Source organism: Shewanella donghaensis (assembly GCF_007567505.1).
GTDB classification, from domain to species: domain Bacteria; phylum Pseudomonadota; class Gammaproteobacteria; order Enterobacterales; family Shewanellaceae; genus Shewanella; species Shewanella donghaensis.
The window spans coordinates 1,777,374-1,793,888 of the sequence record NZ_CP041783.1; the positions used below are offsets into that span (position 1 = coordinate 1,777,374).

Consider the following 16,515-nt stretch of genomic DNA (forward strand, 5'->3'; position numbering starts at 1 on the left):
GCATGACTAATTTAACTCAGAGTAATACCTGGCAGCAGTTAAAGTTAAACGCTGCTGCGTTACCTCATATGCGTGAATTATTTGCACAAAATAATAACCGCTTTGAAGAAATGAGCCTTAAGAGCTGTGGTTTATTATTAGATTACTCTAAAAACCGAGTGGATAATGATGGTTTAGCCTTGCTCTTTAAATTAGCTGAAGAAGCTAATTTATCCGCTAAAATTTCAGCCATGTTTAATGGCGACATTATCAATAATACTGAAGGACGTGCGGTTTTACATACCGCACTGAGAAGTCAGCCTGAGCAAGTGATTATGGCTGAAGGGGAAAATATTGTCCCTGAAGTACAGCAAACACTGGCAAAGATGACTCAGTTTGTAGAGTCAGTATCTCAAGGCGAATGGAAAGGTTATACCGGCAAGACTATCACTGATATCGTCAGTATTGGTATTGGCGGTTCATTCCTTGGGCCTAAAATTGTTTCTCAAGCATTAAGACCTTATTGGCAAAAAGGACTTAGTTGTCATTTTGTTGCCAATGTTGATGCCAGCTCTATCTGTGAAAAGCTGAAAAGTTTAGATAATGAAACAACATTATTTGTTATGTCATCAAAATCTTTTGGCACCCAAGAAACACTGACCAACACCTTAAGTGCTAAAGATTGGTTCCTGGCCAATGGCGCTAGCCAAAATGATGTAGCTAAACATTTCGTAGCGGTTACATCCAATGTTGCTAAGGCAACTGAATTTGGTATAGATGCTAAAAACATTTTCCCTATGTGGGATTGGGTCGGCGGGCGTTACTCATTGTGGTCAGCAATAGGTTTACCTATTGCACTGTTAGTCGGTATGGATAACTTTAAGCAGTTGCTAGAGGGTGCCAACCAAATGGATCAACATTTTGCCCAAGCACCACTTGAGCAAAATATGCCGGTTATTATGGGCATGCTGTCTGTGCTTTATGGCAATTTCCATAATGCCCAATCACATGTTGTACTGACTTATGACCATTACCTGCGTGGTCTTCCTGCTTACTTCCAGCAACTTGACATGGAAAGTAACGGTAAATCAGTAATGCTAGATGGTACTGGCGTTGATTTTAGCACTGGCCCTGTTATCTGGGGTGGAGAAGGCACTAATGGCCAACATGCATATCATCAGTTATTGCATCAAGGTACTGCGCTTATTCCTGCTGACTTTATTATGCCACTACAAAGTCACAATCCATTAGGTGAACATCATAATCAACTTGCTTCTAACTGCTTTGGCCAAACCCAAGCATTGATGCAAGGGCGCACCTATGAAGAAGCCTTAGCTGAGTTAGCAGACAAAGACATCCCTGATGCAGAAAAAGTGCTTATATCAAAGCACAAGGCGATGTCAGGTAATAAACCAAGCAATACTTTATTAATGGATAAACTCACTCCTACAACTCTAGGTTCGTTAATTGCCCTTTATGAACATCGCACTTTTGTTCAAGGCGCTATTTGGGGAATTAACTCATTTGACCAATGGGGAGTGGAGTTAGGTAAAGTTCTCGGAAATGATGTACTAGACCGCATTGGCGCCGAAAATGATGCTAGCGAGCTCGATTGCTCCAGTAATTCATTAATTAATTTGTATCGTAAAGGTCAGATTTAAACACTAAAAAAGCCAGCGAAAGCTGGCTTTTTTATACATCTAAAGTCCCTTCTCATAGCACAAGTCTCTATTTATACCAGCCAACATTCATGAAGAATTAAGATCTCATTAACATTAATGAAACATAACTATTGCACTATAACGATGAAATATGGTATTTATTTGCATAGAGACATCATAATAACAGGGGAGGTTTACCATGGATCGTTTAGACTATGGTGGTGCGCTAGACCAAGTTGTTGAAAGACCCACTCGCTCAAAAAGCTCAAACAAAAAACGTAAATGGCGAGAAATAGAGGAATTAAAGGACAGACAACGCTTACTTAAAGAACTTCAAGACATCGATACTAGTTTTGATTTTGATTTTGAAGCAATGCCTTTATAGGTTTTATAACTAAGTGAATAGTTATTCAAACCAACAACTAAAAAGAGCGCTAGATGCGCTCTTTTTGTTGCCTGCTAATCGCCTGAATAATATCCCCTTCCTATTGAAGTAAGATCATCTAACTAGTTACGACTTAAATAGGTATGCTTTCTACTTTGATTAACCCGCTTCTATATGTTCTTTTAAGTCTTCAAAAATATTGTCACCAGTATCACTAAACAATGGATCATCAACCAAGCGTTGTTCACACTGCAGTTTAATCTTATCCCAGTCATCAGTTTCTAACTGTTTGGCAAATAGAGGGAACAGTTCACTTTCTTCATACTGCATATGTGCCTTTTGCATTTCAACATAGGCTTTTAAATCAGAAATCAATTTTTCTCTTGAAATCACCACATCAGACAGTATCAAGTTTAAGCTGTACATGAGTGCACCAGAAGACTCAGCTAAACTGCTGTGTTCTTCATGTAATTGTTGATTACAAGGGCTGGAAAACTTTTTAACAAAATAGTCATAGGTAATGTCTTCTAAGGGATGGTGGCTATGTTCAGCATAAACTTGCATGTATTCAACAACGTCTCTGATAAGGGCGAAATTAACGGCTTCACCTTCGGAAAGTTTGTGATTTTTCTTCGCTAGAACATCCAATAATATGGCAATGTTTTTATGATCATTCATTAGCCTTTTAAGTATCATTTTATCCATCATCACAATTCCTTCATGTCTAAAGAGTAAACAAACATTATGATTTTTAATCTACAGCAATGAATAAGCGGTTGTTATGACCAAGATCATAAAATGGGAAAAAGCAGAAAAGGTTGATAAACAACCAATAAAAAAGCACCCTAAGGTGCTTTAAAATACTGATAAAATAGCTTACTTGATAACACTAAATAGGTGCGCTTTTAATGCACTAAAATCAGCGTCAAGTTCAGCAGATAAAATCGGTTTGTTCACTACTGCAGCAAGTTCAGGTGGTAGCGGCAAATCAATATTTAATTGCTCATCAACCACATCTTTAAACTTGGCAGGATGCGCAGTCCCTAAGAAGATACCTGTTTCACCCTCTTTAAGCTCATCAGACAGAGCCTGAGCAGCAATCGCTGCATGCGGTTCAGATTGATAACCAAGTTGATATAAATCACTTAACGCTGCTGCGGTTTGCGCTTCATTAAGGGCGACCCCTGTAACTGAAGATAATGGCCAATGCAACGCTTCACAGATAGCTTCAACTCTCGGCCAATTTGATGGTTCAGACACATCCATCGCATTAGACATGGTCGCAATGGTTGAATTTGGCGCCCAATTACCCGCTGCAAGATAACGCGGTACTGTGTCATTTGAATTAGTGGCGGCAATAAAACGTTTTATGGGTAAGCCCATCGCTTTAGCAAATAAACCTGCGGTTAAATTACCAAAGTTACCGCTTGGCACTGATAACACTATGTCGTCATTACTGGTTTTCTTTGCTTTTGCAACAGCTTCAAAATAGTAACAAATTTGTGCTAACAAACGACTAATATTGATAGAGTTCGCAGAGTTTAAATGTAATCCATCACGGACATCACTATCATCAAATGCTTGTTTAACTAATGTCTGACAAGCATCAAAGTCAGATGTAACGGCGACCGTATGGATATTCTTACCTAAGGTGGTGAACATTTTTTCTTGAAGTTCGCTAATTTTCCCTTTCGGGTACATCACCACAACTTGTACAGATTCAAGCCCGAAGAAAGCATCAGCAACAGCGGCGCCGGTATCACCAGATGTAGCGGTTAAAATAGTCAGCTTTTCATTACCCGCTAATAAATTAACGCATTGCGCCATGAAGCGAGCACCAAAGTCTTTAAATGCCAATGTAGGCCCATGAAATAACTCTAAACACGCACGTTTATCATCAGCTTTCACTAATGGCACTTCAAAAGTGAAAGCTTTATTCACTAGCTCATTCACTTTATCTTGGCCTATTTCATCAGCAAGCCATGCACCCAATATACGTTGGCTTCGTTCTACAAACGGCAGTGCAAGTAATTCGTCTACATTCTCAAGTACAGGAATCGACTTAGGAAAAAACAGCCCTCTATCTTTACCTAGCCCAAGCTTTACTGCTTCACTAAAACTCACCACTTGTGATGGGTGCTTTAAATTATATAATTCCATTTTTAAACGCCTTTAAATTAAAATTGGTGGACTAAACTCGACGAGTACCGTGTTCATCAAGTTGACAGACATGGGCAAAACCACCAGCCTGCGATAAATAATGTTGTTCTAACCACGCTTTAGCTGTTTCAGCTTTTTCTAAGCTATCGGTGACAGAGAACAGCGTTGGACCACTGCCTGAAATCCCTGTTGTTAGCATACCTAACTTTTTAAGCTGTGCACGAGCATCGGTATAACCAGGAATTGAATCTGCGCGATATGGCTCAGCCATTACATCTTTTAGCACAGCAATAGCAAGCTCTGGATCTTGTTGGTAGCTTGCATGCACAAATGCGCTTAAGTGGCGGCCAAAATCAATAGCGACCGCTTTATCATATTGCTGCGGTAATAAGTCTCTCATTTTCGCTGTTGATAGTGAGATACCCGGGTATGCGACCACCCAATACCATTGCTTAAAAGTAGGAATACCTGCACATACTTTATCAGGTGTGTTTAGCATCAGCTGCATGCCACCCAAATAACAAGGCGCGACATTATCAAAATGCACACTACCTGAAATCATACCTTCAAACTCGCCCATTAATAGCAATAAGGCTTGCTCATCAAAAGGTTGTTCAAAATGCTCATTTAATGCATAAAGCGCTGCGACAACAGAGCTTGCGCTAGAACCAAGACCACTACCAACAGGCAGGTTTTTTTCTAAACAAATGGCCACACCTTGTTTAGCATTGAGTTTTTCAAGAAAAAACTCAGCACACTGATAGACGATATTCTGTTTGCCTTCTTCTGGTAGCTTATGCGCCCAAGGGCCAGTTTGAGAATAATGAACACCTGCATCAGCAGCCTCAATCATCACTCTATCACCTAGTAAACTGCCATCAATTGGCGCAAGTGCAGCGCCGAGTAAATCAAACCCGACACCCACATTGCCCATAGAGGCTGGAGCATAAACGGTAATTGCTTGCTCTGAGGTTACTTTATTACTCATAGCCCCACCTCACGAGTCCAGTTTAATGTTCTTAATACGTCAGCAAACGCGCCAGCAGCCGTCACATCAGTACCCGCGCCATAACCGCGTAACACAAAAGGGATAGGCTGATAATAACGGCTATAAAATGCCAGCGCATTTTCGCCGCCTTTAACGCTGTATAAAGGATCTGATGAATCAACCTCTACAATACGCACATGACACTTACCCGCTTCAATCTGGCCCACATAACGCAGTACTTTACCTTCAGCTTTTGCTGCTTCAACTCGCGCACTGACTTGTGCATCAAGTTGCGGTAAACGACTCATAAAGGTTTCAACATCACCTGAATCATCAAATGAGCTTGGCAGGACAGATTCGACATTAATATCATCCAGCTCTAACGGCATGCCGACTTCACGGGCTAAAATCAATACTTTTCGAGCCACATCCAAACCACTTAAATCTTCACGAGGATCAGGCTCTGTAAAACATTTATCTCGGGCGATAGCTGTTGCTTCTGATAAGCTCATACCGTCATCCAGCATGCCAAATATATACGATAACGACCCTGATAAAATGCCGTTAAATCGCTGTAATTTATCACCAGCAAATAATAACTTTTTCAAATTATCTATAACTGGGAGACCTGCACCAACTGTTGTTTCATACAAGAATAGCCGACGTTGCAATAATGCTGTGGTGCGTAATTGCTGGTAATAAGCATAATCACGGGTGTTAGCTTTCTTATTTGGGGTCACGACATGAAAGCCTGCATTCATCACATCCAAATAACGATCTGACACTAACTCACTTGAAGTACAGTCAACCAACACAGGGTTGAGTAGTTGCTGCTCTTTACCCCATGCGAGCATTTCAGCAAGGTTGTACTGGGTTTCACTATCAGCAAGCAGCGCTTGCCAATTAGCTAGATCAACACCATCGCTGTTAAGTAACATTTTACGTGAGTTCGCTATGCCACATACACGCATGGTGATGTGTTGCTCTTTTAGCATCGCCGTTTGCTGTTTAATTTGCTCTAACAGGCCTGCACCAACATTACCGCTACCGACTAAGAACACATCTAAATATTGTTGTACGTCAAAGAATGCCTGATGACATGCTGAAATCGCATGTTTTGTTTTACGCTGCTGAATAACGGTTGATATTGAGCGCTCAGATGAACCTTGCGCAATAGCAATAATGTTCACGCTCGCTTTTGCCAGTGCGCTGAAAAACTTAGCCGCGGCGCCCTTGTGGGTTTTCATGCCATCGCCGATAAGTGACACTATCGCTAAATCTTGTCTTAGTTCGATTGGCTCAAGTAATTCAGATTGAATCTCTAATTCAAATTCAACTTCCAATGCTTGTTTCGCTTTATGAGCCTCATCAGTATTAACACAAAAACTGATACTGTATTCAGATGAGCTTTGGGTGATTAATGAAACAGAAATACCACTACGAGAAATGGCTTCCAGCGTTCGGCTCGCCATACCCACCATGCCTTTCATGCCAGGGCCTGAAATATTAAACATGGTTTGGTCATCAAGATTTGAAATAGCTTTAACTTGTAAGCCTGTTTTATCCGCTTGGTTTGATACTAATGTGCCTGGTGCTGAAGGGTTGAAGCTATTTTTGATATAACAAGGAATATGGTATTGAGCAATAGGAGCAATGGTTTTTGGATGCAGTACCTTGGCGCCGAAATAAGAAAGCTCCATAGCTTCTTGGTAGCTAAGTTGCTCAAGCAGCTTCGCGTCTAACACCACTCTTGGGTCAGTGTTATACACCCCATCGACATCAGTCCAAATCTCACAGCTTGATGCGTCAAGACACGCAGCTAATACCGCAGCTGAATAATCAGAACCATTACGCCCTAACGTGACTGTTTTACCCTGCTCGTTTGCAGCAGTAAAACCAGGCATGATCCAAACTCTGGCTTCACTTAATGGTAATTGTGCAAATCGAGGCTTACTTTCATTGATATCAACGATAGATTCAAGTGGTTTACCATGGGCTAAAAAGAGTTTAGTTGGATCAAATTGGGCAGCAGTTAATGATTTAGCCAACATCACTTGTTCCATTAACGCCGCAGATAAGCGTTCACCAGAAACAATAACTTGTGCTTGAACGTGATCGGGACATTCATTGAGCAGCTTTATACCAGTGACCTTGTCATTCCAATCAGCTAATTGCAGCACTAACTTTTCATCAAGTAATGCCTTTTGTTGTGGTGAAATGACACTCTTTGCCGCATCAGAAAATAATCCGCTGAACACGGTTTCAATATGGGTTAAAACCGCTGTTGTATCTTGATTATTTTGCGCTAGGCTCACTAGCTCTAATAATGCATTAGTGATCGTAGCTGGTGCAGACAATACTGTCGCAATAGCCTCATCGGCAGCTGATTGTTCAATTATATCTGCAGCCATCAAAAATCGTTGCCAGTTGGCTAACGAAGTCCCACCAAATTTCATCACTTTCATCTTCTTACTCCATTAACTCGATAGCGCTAAATAATAAATTTAAATCTGAAAACAAAAAGCCCGCTTCTTTTTGGGAAGCGGGCTTGTTGTAATAAATCTTTAGGGTGTAATCAGCCCGCCCCCACAATGTTAATTGTGGTGGTTGTAATAATGGTAATTACAACATGGTTAAAGGACTTCATCATTACACTCGATTTAATATGTATTTGTTTTGAATTAATAACAGAATTGCTTTTTTTGACGTATGTTGTCAACCCCTAATAGCGGTTTATTTTTAAGCACAAGACTCACATTAGCGCGGTTATGCTTTGAGAACGATAAAAATGGGAGCTTTAGACTAATTACATAACCATAAATCAGCACTAAAGTATGTTTACGTCAACGTAAAGAAATAACCAATGACTTTATTTATACTTTCATTTCATTAACTTAAATTAAAAACCTAGAAAACAATAATCTCCATAGATAAAATATTGGTTTTCAATCGAATTGCATAGCTAAACATCTAAAAGCATACATTAAATACAAGTTATAACTAAAAACCATATGAAAATGATTCATCATTAACTAGAAGGCAGTAAATTTTAGCTATCCATAATTGAACTCATGATCGACTCGGCTATGAATACGAGATGACTAGAAGTCGAACAGCCAGATATTTTCCTACTATTAAGTAAGATTAATGTGTTTAAAGCCTAGACTTAAAAACATGTGATTGAATAAGCAAAAGCTGATACAAATTATCGCGACTTTGTAAAAACAATAGTATTATGCCGCCACATTAAGAATTGGAGTCGTTATGAAAATCACAAAACATGCAGCAGTAACTATTCACTACAGTTTAACCGATCAAGAAGGTCGTTTAATTGAAAGCTCATTTGAAGCTGAACCTATGGTTTATCTTCATGGAACTGAAGGCTTAATTCCAGGCTTAGAAACTGAGCTAGAAGGGAAAGTGGTCGGTGACAAATTTGACGCGAATATTCCAACTGAGCAAGCATATGGTGAATACCATGACGGCCTAAAACAAGAAGTACCTATTGAAGCATTTGGTGATGTTGAAGACATCGTTCCAGGTATGCGCTTTATCGCTGAAACAGAAATGGGTCAACGTCCAGTTCAAGTAACAGAAGTGAAAGATACTGTTGTCGTTGTTGATGGCAACCATCCACTAGCAGGTCAAGCATTAAACTTTAGCGTTGAAGTGGTGGATGTACGTGAAGCAACGGCTGAAGAGCTTGCCCATGGACACGTTCATGGCGCTGGCGGTTGTGGTGGAAGCGAGCACGCTCATGAACATGAAGCATGTGACACTGAAAAACCTGGATGTGATGGTAACGGCGGTTGTGGCTGCCACTAAATTTTAAGTGATTGGAATTGCCATAGACAAAGATTCAATAGCTTAGGAATTGTAACATCAAACTAAAGTTTGAAATCAATAATGCGTTAGCCATTTTTTTGGGTAACGTATTTTTTTTGAGTTATTATTCATTGTATATGAATTGTAAGTCTACTCTTACATTTCCAATCGTTACTACAATCATTGTGCTTACAGCTTATGTTTTCTAAAGCAAGCTTACTGTTACTGATTAGCTGATAACAATGTTGTTAAGATTAAAGACTTAATCTTTTAAGCTAAATAACAATTAATAAAAAGCGAAGGAGTGCTTATGTTAATTAAACCGATTTATGAAATATTACCCCTAACTTACATCATTGTAGGCGGTGGCAGTGTGGTATTTTTGCAAGAGCCCTACGCAATAATTGCTTCCTTGTTAGTCTTTTTCTATGGCGCCCATATATGGAATCAACGTTCTAAAAATCGTCGCACAGATAAAAAAAGAAAACGAGTTGACGGTTTCATACCAGAGTCATTATATGGATACACTCCATTTATCTATATCATGTCAGCAGGATTGATATTCCGTTTTTTGCCTAAAGATTCAGGTGTATTAATTGCAGCCTGCCTATTAGCTTACGGTGCTTACATCTTGATACGTCGAATTAGCTACCGACACCATAAACTGCCACCAGCATTTAGAGCAAAATATTAATCAATATATAGCTCTATATTTATAGCTCTACTTTTATAGCTCTACTTTTATAGCTCTACATTTATAGCTCATAATATAGTGCTTATTCTTTTGAATTCGGTATCTAGATTAATTGAAAGCCTTAGCTCAAAAGCGAAGGCTTTTAGCTGATTCCGCTCAAAAAAAGCGCCATATCCCATCAAGTAATCTTAACCTTAGCCAAACTGCAGACCTCATTATCCATTCAATCCAATATTAGCAGTTTAACTTTTTCTTTTTGTTCTTGAGGCATATTTTTAAGGTAGTTAGAGCAGCGTGTAATTGTCGCGATGCTAACCTTATATTCCGATGATATCTGACGTTGACTTAACTCACCTTGAAGAAGTAGTTGGAACACTTTAAGCCTACCAGCAACTGCACTTCGTTCTTCTTCAGTAAATAATAATTGAAACAAAATGCCCAGTTCATCTGTTTTAGGATGACTTAAAACTGTTTCTACCACTGAATCCCAATTCGCTCGCATGTCATTCTCTTTTAGTAATGCCTCAACAGTACAAGTGTAACAAAGCTTAACCAGATACAGAAATCAAATATACTTTAAAATCATTAAAGTGAACTTTACATAGCTAATTACAATTAGACACAAAGTAGACTCGCACTTAGATCTAATTTATGTGTAAAATGTGATAAAAATCCACTTAATCAATAATTAAAAAAGAGATATTTTATGAAAAATACAATCTTGGCCTTAGCAGTAAGTGCACTATTAGTTCCAACCGTTAACGCGCATAATTTTGAAGATGCAAATGATGCGATAGAGTACCGTCAAGCAGGATTTAGCTTAGTTAGATATCAGTTTGCTGACATGGGTGCGATGCTTAAAGGTAAAAAAGATTTTGATTTAGCTGTATTTCAATCTCGTGCGGCGAATTTAGAAACTCTAGCAAAGATCCCACATGAAGGGTTTATTGATGGTTCTGATAAAGGTGATACTGAAGCTCTTGCCAAAATTTGGTCAAACAAGACTGACTTTGACTCAAAAATGATGACTTTCCAGGAAAATGCAGCAAAATTAAACATAGCCGCTCAAACTGGTGACAAAAAGCAGATAAAACAAGCGTTTGGTAATACAGGAAAAAGCTGTAAAGGTTGCCACGATATGTATAAGAAAGATTAATAATCTGCTCTATACTACCGCTCTAGTGCATTCAGAGTTGAAAATTAAAGCCCACATCAGTGGGCTTTTTTGAATTAATTTTTAATGACTAAAGCTTATAGCAAGATTTAGTCATCAATCTTAATTGCTGGTCTTTAGCTTTATAGCATATCTCGATAGCTTGCCTTGAAAATTCACATGAATTCGACAATAGGAGCAATAAGCCAAACCCAAATACCAGAACCAATTAATCCTATTACCACTAACGCTATCAATGGAGACCTTATCTTAGGCTCTGAACTTAATCGTTGATACTCATCTTTAGTTAAGGTTTTTCTACCTGAAATCATAGCTCCGACTAGGTTATTACCTTTTATGGCATATAAGGTAATTGCACTTAAATGAAGCACAATACATCCCAAAATAATATTAAAATTTGTTTTATGTAGCCAAGTCAGAAAGCTAGCTGTATCCGATGACACCATCGAATATAAAGGGCCTTCAGTAAAAATATCGTCACTAGCAAACAAACCGGTGATGAGCTGCAAAACTAATACCATCAACATTAGCATCACCATATAGCCGCCCATTGGGTTGTGACCGACAACGGGCTCTTTTACCTTTCCGGTCAGATACTTTGCTACTTTATTAGGCCCAGCAACAAACCCAGAAAATTTTGCTGTATCACTACCAATAAATCCCCACAGTAACCTGAATATGATTAAGCCTAGAAAGCTATAGGCGCAAACTTGATGCCATTCCATTTCTCCAGCATCTGCAGTCCACCATAATGAAAACAGTAAAATCACGGTAAGCCAGTGAAACAAGCGAGTCGGTATATCCCATACCTTAATTTTTATTTGTTCTATACTCATTATTAGCACTTAATATTTCCTACAAGATTACCTGTAATTATAAAGAGCAAAGTTAAGCACTCATAGTGTATTTAGGTAAAGAAGCGTAATTAAGTATTTCGACATCCCAGCTAGATGTAACGATTCATACTCGTAAAAAGGCATATAAGCTAACATCAAGTCGATTCTTTGATGCCATGTCCCAGAGAATAAGAGAGTAAGAAAGCCCCGTTTTACCAAAATGATTATTACCTAAGTAACAATGTGCCGCATGGGATAGCCAAAGAATTTATTAATTGAAGTACGAATGGGGGGAAAGTAAGGATTGAAAGGGCTTGTTATCCATTCAAATATGCGCCTAATTAAGCACAGTTTCAAGACATTTATAGGCGTTTTTTAGCTAAAATGTCTAAGCGATCAAAATTGAATCAAACAGACTATAAATGCCTACAATATGTGATTTAGATCACGATTTTTGTTTATAAGCTTGGTAATCTGAACTCAAGCAAACAACAGAAGGTTCGAAATATGCTGAAAATCACTAGCAAGCAACTTGAAGTAACTGCACCGATTCTTGAACGTATCGAAGGACAAATAGAGAAACTCGAAAGACATGATATTCAACTTATCAATCCGCATGTAATTATAACTCAGGAAAAGCAGCTCTTTAAGATCGAAGCTTCTGTCGGCTTACCTAGTGGTGAACTATTCGCCCAGGCGAAAAATGAAAACCTGTATGCTGCAATTACAGCAATGGGTAAAAAGCTGGAAAAACAGCTAAATCGCCTGACTCATAAACCCCAAGCTCAACGTCATGTTTCGCCAACAGCTGAAACAGGTAATGATTTCGAGTATGACTATAAGGAGGAAACTGCAGCTTGATGTTTTATAATTTATCGAAAGCAAAGCACACCCTCGGGTGTGCTTTTTTTATGCAAACTAAACAGAATGAGCAATCTTCATCATTATTTGATTGACACTGATGCCCTAGCACTTTAATTTTAAGTCTATGAATATTTTATCTCAGTTAAATTTTATTTTCTTTTTTATACAGCCCCCATATTGAGGCGGATTTTTTGTGTAAAAACGAAAATGAAATAAAAGCCTCCCACATGGGGGGCTTTTTATTATTGAGTATTTTAATGCTAACTGTTCAAAGACAAGCAGCTAAGCAATCGTCATTGAGGCTATTATGAAAAAAGCGCCAGAGTTAAGTCATACAAGAGAACAAATTACTGCGCTAGATAAGGACTTATTAGCCTTGCTCGCGAAAAGACGTAACTTAAGTCTCGACGTAGCCAGAAGTAAAGAAGTCGATGTCAGGCCTATCAGAGATACCCAAAGGGAAAAGGAGCTTTTAGAGCGCTTAGTACTCCAAGGTCGAGAGCAAGGGTTAGATGCTCATTTCGTTATTTCCTTATATCAAAGCATCATCGAAGACTCGGTGTTAAATCAGCAAGCTTACTTACATGGTCGCGCCAATCCTGAAATACAGCAATTACAATCAACCATTGCTTATCTTGGTGCAAGAGGATCATATTCTTATCTTGCAGCAAGTCGATTTTGTCAAAGACGCCAAGTAGAAATGATTGATTTAGGTTGCCAAAGTTTCAGTGAAATTATTAATTCTGTCGAATTAGGTCATGCTGATTTAGGTTTTTTACCGATTGAAAATACATCTTCAGGTTCTATCAACGAAGTCTATGATGTGTTACAGCACACTTCTTTATCTATCGTGGGTGAAACAACCATTGAAGTGGGTCATTGTTTATTAACTAAGAACAATACCGATTTAGCGAAAATAAAAACTGTTTTTGCACATCCTCAACCTATTAGCCAATGCAGTCATTGGTTAACTCAGCACCCACAGTTAACTTTAGCTTATTGCTCAAGTAGTGCTGAGGCGATGCAAAAAGTCATTGATGCAGAGGATGATAGTGTCGCTGCTATTGGTAGTGCTGAAGGTGGCGCCTTGTATCAACTGTCGGCCACGGAATCAGGTCTGGCAAATCAGAAAATAAATCAAAGTCGTTTTATCGTTGTTGCTCGTAAAGCTGTCGCAGTGCCTACTCAGCTTCCCGCTAAAACCACCTTAATTATGGCTACAGGCCAGAAACCTGGCGCCTTAGTAGAAGCATTATTAGTATTAAAAGTGCACAATATTAATATGAGCAAACTCGAGTCCCGCCCTATTCCAGGCACGCCTTGGGAAGAAATGTTCTATCTTGATGTGGACGCTAACCTTGCAAGTTCTAATATGCAGCAAGCGCTAAAAGAATTAGAACGCTTAACCCGTTTTGTAAAAGTGCTAGGTTGTTACCCTTGTGAAACCGTTAAACCAACTCAATTAAATAATAGCCAACTGGTAATAGAACCTATCAGTTCTAAAGCAACCAATGTATTAATCTCTGATGATATTGATGCACCAAAACACTCTAAACTATACAAACAAGAACCAACCGTCATTGCCACTAAACAATGTGATATTGGTGCACGCGACATTATTACCCTTGAACAAATATCCCTTCCTGTGGCTGATGACATGTTTGCTGCAAATGTAAAAAGCATTAAAGAAGCAGGGTTTCAGGGTATTCTTTTACAAGGACTAGATAGTGTAACGACATTAGCGTTAAAAGATTATTGTCATCTTATCGAACAGGCAGGCTTGTTGAGTGCCATTGAAGTTAACTCAGTCAGCTCATTTGACTCAGCACTTAAATCTGCAGATATGCTCTACCTGTCAGGTAAAGAGATGTTTAATAATGAATTACTTGATTTAGCAGGTTCTATCAGTAAACCCGTTTTACTCGAACGTAACACCATGGCCAGTACAATTGACTGGCTCTGTGCAGCAGATAAAGTTTTAACCAAAGGTAACCAGCAGCTTATTTTAGTTGAAGCTGGCACTCGCAGTTTTACAAACCCTGAGAAATTAGCATTGGATTTAGCTGGATTAGTTGAAATTAAAAACACCAGCCACTTACCTATCATCGTCAACACCAGTTATGCCGTTGATGCGAGTCAACTTCACTGCCAAGCACTTGCAGTAAAGAAATTGCTGGCAAATGGACTCATCATTAATGAAGTCCAATTAATTGAAGAAGATAAACAAGAGCATTTATTACATCAACTTCATCAATAACACTCTAGGCTAACTCTAAAGCTTAGCAATAAATTTTGAACAGAAAAAAACCGAACTTATGTTCGGTTTTTTTTACGCTTTTTGCCTAATACTGACGGCTAATACATAAACACATTATCATTTAAACCCAACCAGCCTTTAAAAACACGATAGCTAAACCAAATTAGTGCGAATGCAAGAATAGGCACACTTAGCCATAGTTGAGGAACACAATAACCAATTATCAGTAATGGCATAAGACCAGTAATACTGTTTCTTTGCCAGCGCAAATGAGAAGCAAGTAGTGAAGCCGAAGAATTATGGGTTTGTGTCAAGTTGATCAGTAGACTAAAAAAGACTGGTAAAAAAAATAGCGGGAATGCACTCATTAATGCATATAAAAAATGCCCAAGTGATAAATCTTCTGCGGTGTAAACCTCAGTATTAGTCATCAGATTATCACTCCTATCGTATAAAATTAAGGGAGCTACTTCGCCATAACTCCCCCTTAACCATAATCCTAGATCAATGATTTCGCAATATTAATCATCTTCATTACGCGTTAATTACTTTTCATGTCATTTACCGACTGCAACATTGCACGACTTTCATGCTGAAACTGTGGGGCAAAATCACCAAACCACTGAGCAACTTGTTTAAATTGAGACACAAACTCTTCTCTATTACCTGCTTTCAATAACTCTAACGCTTGACGATAATTATCGAGATAATCGCTAATCGCGATTTGACTGCCTTCTTGGGCAAATATAATATCGGCATACAGCTCAGGATCTTGAGCAAACAAGCGCCCTACCATAGCTAACTCTAAACGATAAATCGGTGAACTAAATTGCAATAAAGTATCGATATCAGCTTGTTCTTTACATAAATTCAAACCATATACAAAGGTTGAAAAATGGCGCATAGCTTGAACTAGCTGCATGGCTTTATCGTGTTTTTGTGCATCTTCATTAACGATGCGCGCTCCCCAGATGATGATCTGATCGAGCAACCACTGATAAGCTTCTGGATGGCGGCCATCACAGACCACAACGACCTGTTTAGCTAGGCTGCCAACATCTGGGCCAAACATTGGGTGTAAACCCACTACAGGGCCTTTATGGGCGGCTAACATCGCGTTTAACGGTTCAGTTTTAACTGAGGTTAAATCCGCAAGAATACAGTTATCAGGTAAATTATTTAGCTGATTGCTAATCACATCGCAAGTGACATTAATAGGTACGGTAACAATGACCATGCCCGCGCCATCAAATAACTCTTCAGCTCTATGCCAATCATTTTTATCAAGACTCTTTACTTGGTAACCTGATAACGTCAGCATTTGACTAAACAAACCACCAAGCTGACCTTCACCACCGACAATAACGATATGTCCAAGATCTGTTTTCACTTGCTTAAAGCCTACGTCTTTTTCATTAAGATATGACTCACGCATTAACCGACGAAGAATATCTTCAATTAATTGCGGTGACACATTCATATCGCTCGCTTCTTTACGACGTTTAGCCAACATAGAAGCTTCACGTTGCGGAGCATAGATAGGAACACCAGCGGCATGCTTTACTGTCCCCACTTGTGCGACAAAATCTAATCGTTTACGTAATAAATTCAAAAGTTGTTGGTCAACGCCATCAATGAGGTCGCGCAAGTTTTCTAAATCTAAAGTGGTTTTTTCATTCATAGCTTTATCCA

Annotated in this window: 15 protein-coding genes and 1 other annotated feature; of the genes, 7 read left to right on the forward strand and 8 right to left on the reverse strand. The window is 38.9% G+C overall.

Annotated features, from left to right (window positions below; all coding sequences use genetic code 11):
- The first annotated feature begins 2 nt into the window (after nt 1-2).
- Together pgi and FPK91_RS07585 are read left to right on the forward strand one after the other, a co-directional pair.
- A complete protein-coding gene (gene pgi / locus FPK91_RS07580; protein ID WP_144210116.1) occupies nt 3-1,640 on the forward strand; it encodes a glucose-6-phosphate isomerase in 1,638 nt (545 codons plus the stop codon).
- A 199-nt stretch (nt 1,641-1,839) separates the two neighbouring features.
- On the forward strand, nt 1,840-2,025 hold the full coding sequence (locus tag FPK91_RS07585) for a DUF3545 family protein (RefSeq protein ID WP_144210118.1): 186 nt from the start codon (nt 1,840-1,842) through the stop codon (nt 2,023-2,025).
- 159 nt (nt 2,026-2,184) lie between these two features.
- On the opposite strand, the gene FPK91_RS07590 is transcribed toward FPK91_RS07585, so the two are convergent.
- The 4 genes from FPK91_RS07590 to thrA form a co-directional block, all read right to left on the reverse strand.
- Nucleotides 2,185-2,733 carry a hemerythrin domain-containing protein gene (locus FPK91_RS07590; protein ID WP_319593232.1) on the reverse strand — a complete coding sequence of 183 codons (549 nt, stop codon included), beginning with the start codon at nt 2,731-2,733 and terminating at the stop codon, nt 2,185-2,187.
- 168 nt (nt 2,734-2,901) lie between these two features.
- Complete coding sequence (gene thrC / locus FPK91_RS07595) at nt 2,902-4,185, reverse strand: threonine synthase (protein ID WP_144210120.1); 1,284 nt, start codon at nt 4,183-4,185, stop codon at nt 2,902-2,904.
- Between the two features lie 31 nt (nt 4,186-4,216).
- The gene (gene thrB, locus FPK91_RS07600) at nt 4,217-5,173 is read right to left on the reverse strand and encodes a homoserine kinase (RefSeq protein ID WP_144210122.1); all 957 of its coding nucleotides are present in this window, start codon (nt 5,171-5,173) and stop codon (nt 4,217-4,219) included.
- Nucleotides 5,170-7,638 carry a bifunctional aspartate kinase/homoserine dehydrogenase I gene (gene thrA / locus FPK91_RS07605; protein ID WP_144210124.1) on the reverse strand — a complete coding sequence of 823 codons (2,469 nt, stop codon included), beginning with the start codon at nt 7,636-7,638 and terminating at the stop codon, nt 5,170-5,172. The genes thrB and thrA overlap by 4 nt, the downstream gene beginning before the upstream one ends.
- Nucleotides 7,639-8,437: 799 nt before the next feature.
- Between thrA and slyD the strand changes: the two genes are divergently transcribed.
- Together slyD and FPK91_RS07615 are read left to right on the forward strand one after the other, a co-directional pair.
- Nucleotides 8,438-8,998 (forward strand): peptidylprolyl isomerase, encoded by a 561-nt coding sequence (slyD, locus tag FPK91_RS07610; RefSeq protein ID WP_144210126.1) that lies wholly within the window; start codon nt 8,438-8,440, stop codon nt 8,996-8,998.
- A 310-nt stretch (nt 8,999-9,308) separates the two neighbouring features.
- Nucleotides 9,309-9,692 carry a hypothetical protein gene (locus FPK91_RS07615; RefSeq protein WP_144210128.1) on the forward strand — a complete coding sequence of 128 codons (384 nt, stop codon included), beginning with the start codon at nt 9,309-9,311 and terminating at the stop codon, nt 9,690-9,692.
- Nucleotides 9,693-9,915: 223 nt separating this feature from the next.
- Here the strand turns inward: FPK91_RS07615 and trpR are convergent, their stop codons facing one another.
- Nucleotides 9,916-10,194: a trp operon repressor gene (trpR, locus tag FPK91_RS07620; RefSeq protein WP_144210130.1), complete on the reverse strand. Its 279-nt coding sequence runs from the start codon at nt 10,192-10,194 to the stop codon at nt 9,916-9,918.
- A gap of 204 nt (nt 10,195-10,398) precedes the next feature.
- Here trpR and FPK91_RS07625 point away from each other — a divergent pair, with 204 nt between their 5' ends.
- On the forward strand, nt 10,399-10,848 hold the full coding sequence (locus FPK91_RS07625; RefSeq protein WP_144210132.1) for a c-type cytochrome: 450 nt from the start codon (nt 10,399-10,401) through the stop codon (nt 10,846-10,848).
- 173 nt (nt 10,849-11,021) lie between these two features.
- On the opposite strand, the gene FPK91_RS07630 is transcribed toward FPK91_RS07625, so the two are convergent.
- Nucleotides 11,022-11,702 carry a cytochrome b/b6 domain-containing protein gene (locus FPK91_RS07630; protein WP_144210134.1) on the reverse strand — a complete coding sequence of 227 codons (681 nt, stop codon included), beginning with the start codon at nt 11,700-11,702 and terminating at the stop codon, nt 11,022-11,024.
- Nucleotides 11,703-12,209: 507 nt separating this feature from the next.
- On the opposite strand from FPK91_RS07630, the gene hpf reads away from it, so the two are divergent.
- Both hpf and pheA read left to right on the forward strand, forming a co-directional pair.
- On the forward strand, nt 12,210-12,563 hold the full coding sequence (gene hpf / locus FPK91_RS07635) for a ribosome hibernation-promoting factor, HPF/YfiA family (RefSeq protein ID WP_144210136.1): 354 nt from the start codon (nt 12,210-12,212) through the stop codon (nt 12,561-12,563).
- 132 nt (nt 12,564-12,695) lie between these two features.
- Nucleotides 12,696-12,811 (forward strand) — a sequence feature (Phe leader region).
- 62 nt (nt 12,812-12,873) lie between these two features.
- Nucleotides 12,874-14,823, forward strand: coding sequence for a prephenate dehydratase (gene pheA, locus FPK91_RS07640; protein WP_144210138.1), 1,950 nt, complete (start codon nt 12,874-12,876; stop codon nt 14,821-14,823).
- A gap of 98 nt (nt 14,824-14,921) precedes the next feature.
- Here the strand turns inward: pheA and FPK91_RS07645 are convergent, their stop codons facing one another.
- Together FPK91_RS07645 and tyrA are read right to left on the reverse strand one after the other, a co-directional pair.
- Nucleotides 14,922-15,254, reverse strand: a complete 333-nt coding sequence (locus FPK91_RS07645; RefSeq protein WP_144210140.1) for a hypothetical protein — start codon at nt 15,252-15,254, stop codon at nt 14,922-14,924.
- Nucleotides 15,255-15,364: 110 nt separating this feature from the next.
- Complete coding sequence (tyrA, locus tag FPK91_RS07650) at nt 15,365-16,504, reverse strand: bifunctional chorismate mutase/prephenate dehydrogenase (RefSeq protein WP_144210142.1); 1,140 nt, start codon at nt 16,502-16,504, stop codon at nt 15,365-15,367.
- Nucleotides 16,505-16,515 lie beyond the last annotated feature (11 nt).

Bases quoted from the DNA above. Each gene is read 5' to 3' on its own strand.
- FPK91_RS07585 (WP_144210118.1), top strand. From the start codon at position 1,840: ATGGATCGTTTAGACTATGGTGGTGCGCTAGACCAAGTTGTTGAAAGA.
- thrB (WP_144210122.1), bottom strand. From the start codon at position 5,173: ATGAGTAATAAAGTAACCTCAGAGCAAGCAATTACCGTTTATGCTCCA.
- hpf (WP_144210136.1), top strand. From the start codon at position 12,210: ATGCTGAAAATCACTAGCAAGCAACTTGAAGTAACTGCACCGATTCTT.
- pgi (WP_144210116.1), top strand. From the start codon at position 3: ATGACTAATTTAACTCAGAGTAATACCTGGCAGCAGTTAAAGTTAAAC.
- trpR (WP_144210130.1), bottom strand. From the start codon at position 10,194: ATGCGAGCGAATTGGGATTCAGTGGTAGAAACAGTTTTAAGTCATCCT.
- tyrA (WP_144210142.1), bottom strand. From the start codon at position 16,504: ATGAATGAAAAAACCACTTTAGATTTAGAAAACTTGCGCGACCTCATT.
- FPK91_RS07630 (WP_144210134.1), bottom strand. From the start codon at position 11,702: ATGAGTATAGAACAAATAAAAATTAAGGTATGGGATATACCGACTCGC.
- pheA (WP_144210138.1), top strand. From the start codon at position 12,874: ATGAAAAAAGCGCCAGAGTTAAGTCATACAAGAGAACAAATTACTGCG.
- thrC (WP_144210120.1), bottom strand. From the start codon at position 4,185: ATGGAATTATATAATTTAAAGCACCCATCACAAGTGGTGAGTTTTAGT.
- FPK91_RS07615 (WP_144210128.1), top strand. From the start codon at position 9,309: ATGTTAATTAAACCGATTTATGAAATATTACCCCTAACTTACATCATT.
- thrA (WP_144210124.1), bottom strand. From the start codon at position 7,638: ATGAAAGTGATGAAATTTGGTGGGACTTCGTTAGCCAACTGGCAACGA.
- FPK91_RS07625 (WP_144210132.1), top strand. From the start codon at position 10,399: ATGAAAAATACAATCTTGGCCTTAGCAGTAAGTGCACTATTAGTTCCA.
- FPK91_RS07590 (WP_319593232.1), bottom strand. From the start codon at position 2,733: ATGATGGATAAAATGATACTTAAAAGGCTAATGAATGATCATAAAAAC.
- slyD (WP_144210126.1), top strand. From the start codon at position 8,438: ATGAAAATCACAAAACATGCAGCAGTAACTATTCACTACAGTTTAACC.
- FPK91_RS07645 (WP_144210140.1), bottom strand. From the start codon at position 15,254: ATGACTAATACTGAGGTTTACACCGCAGAAGATTTATCACTTGGGCAT.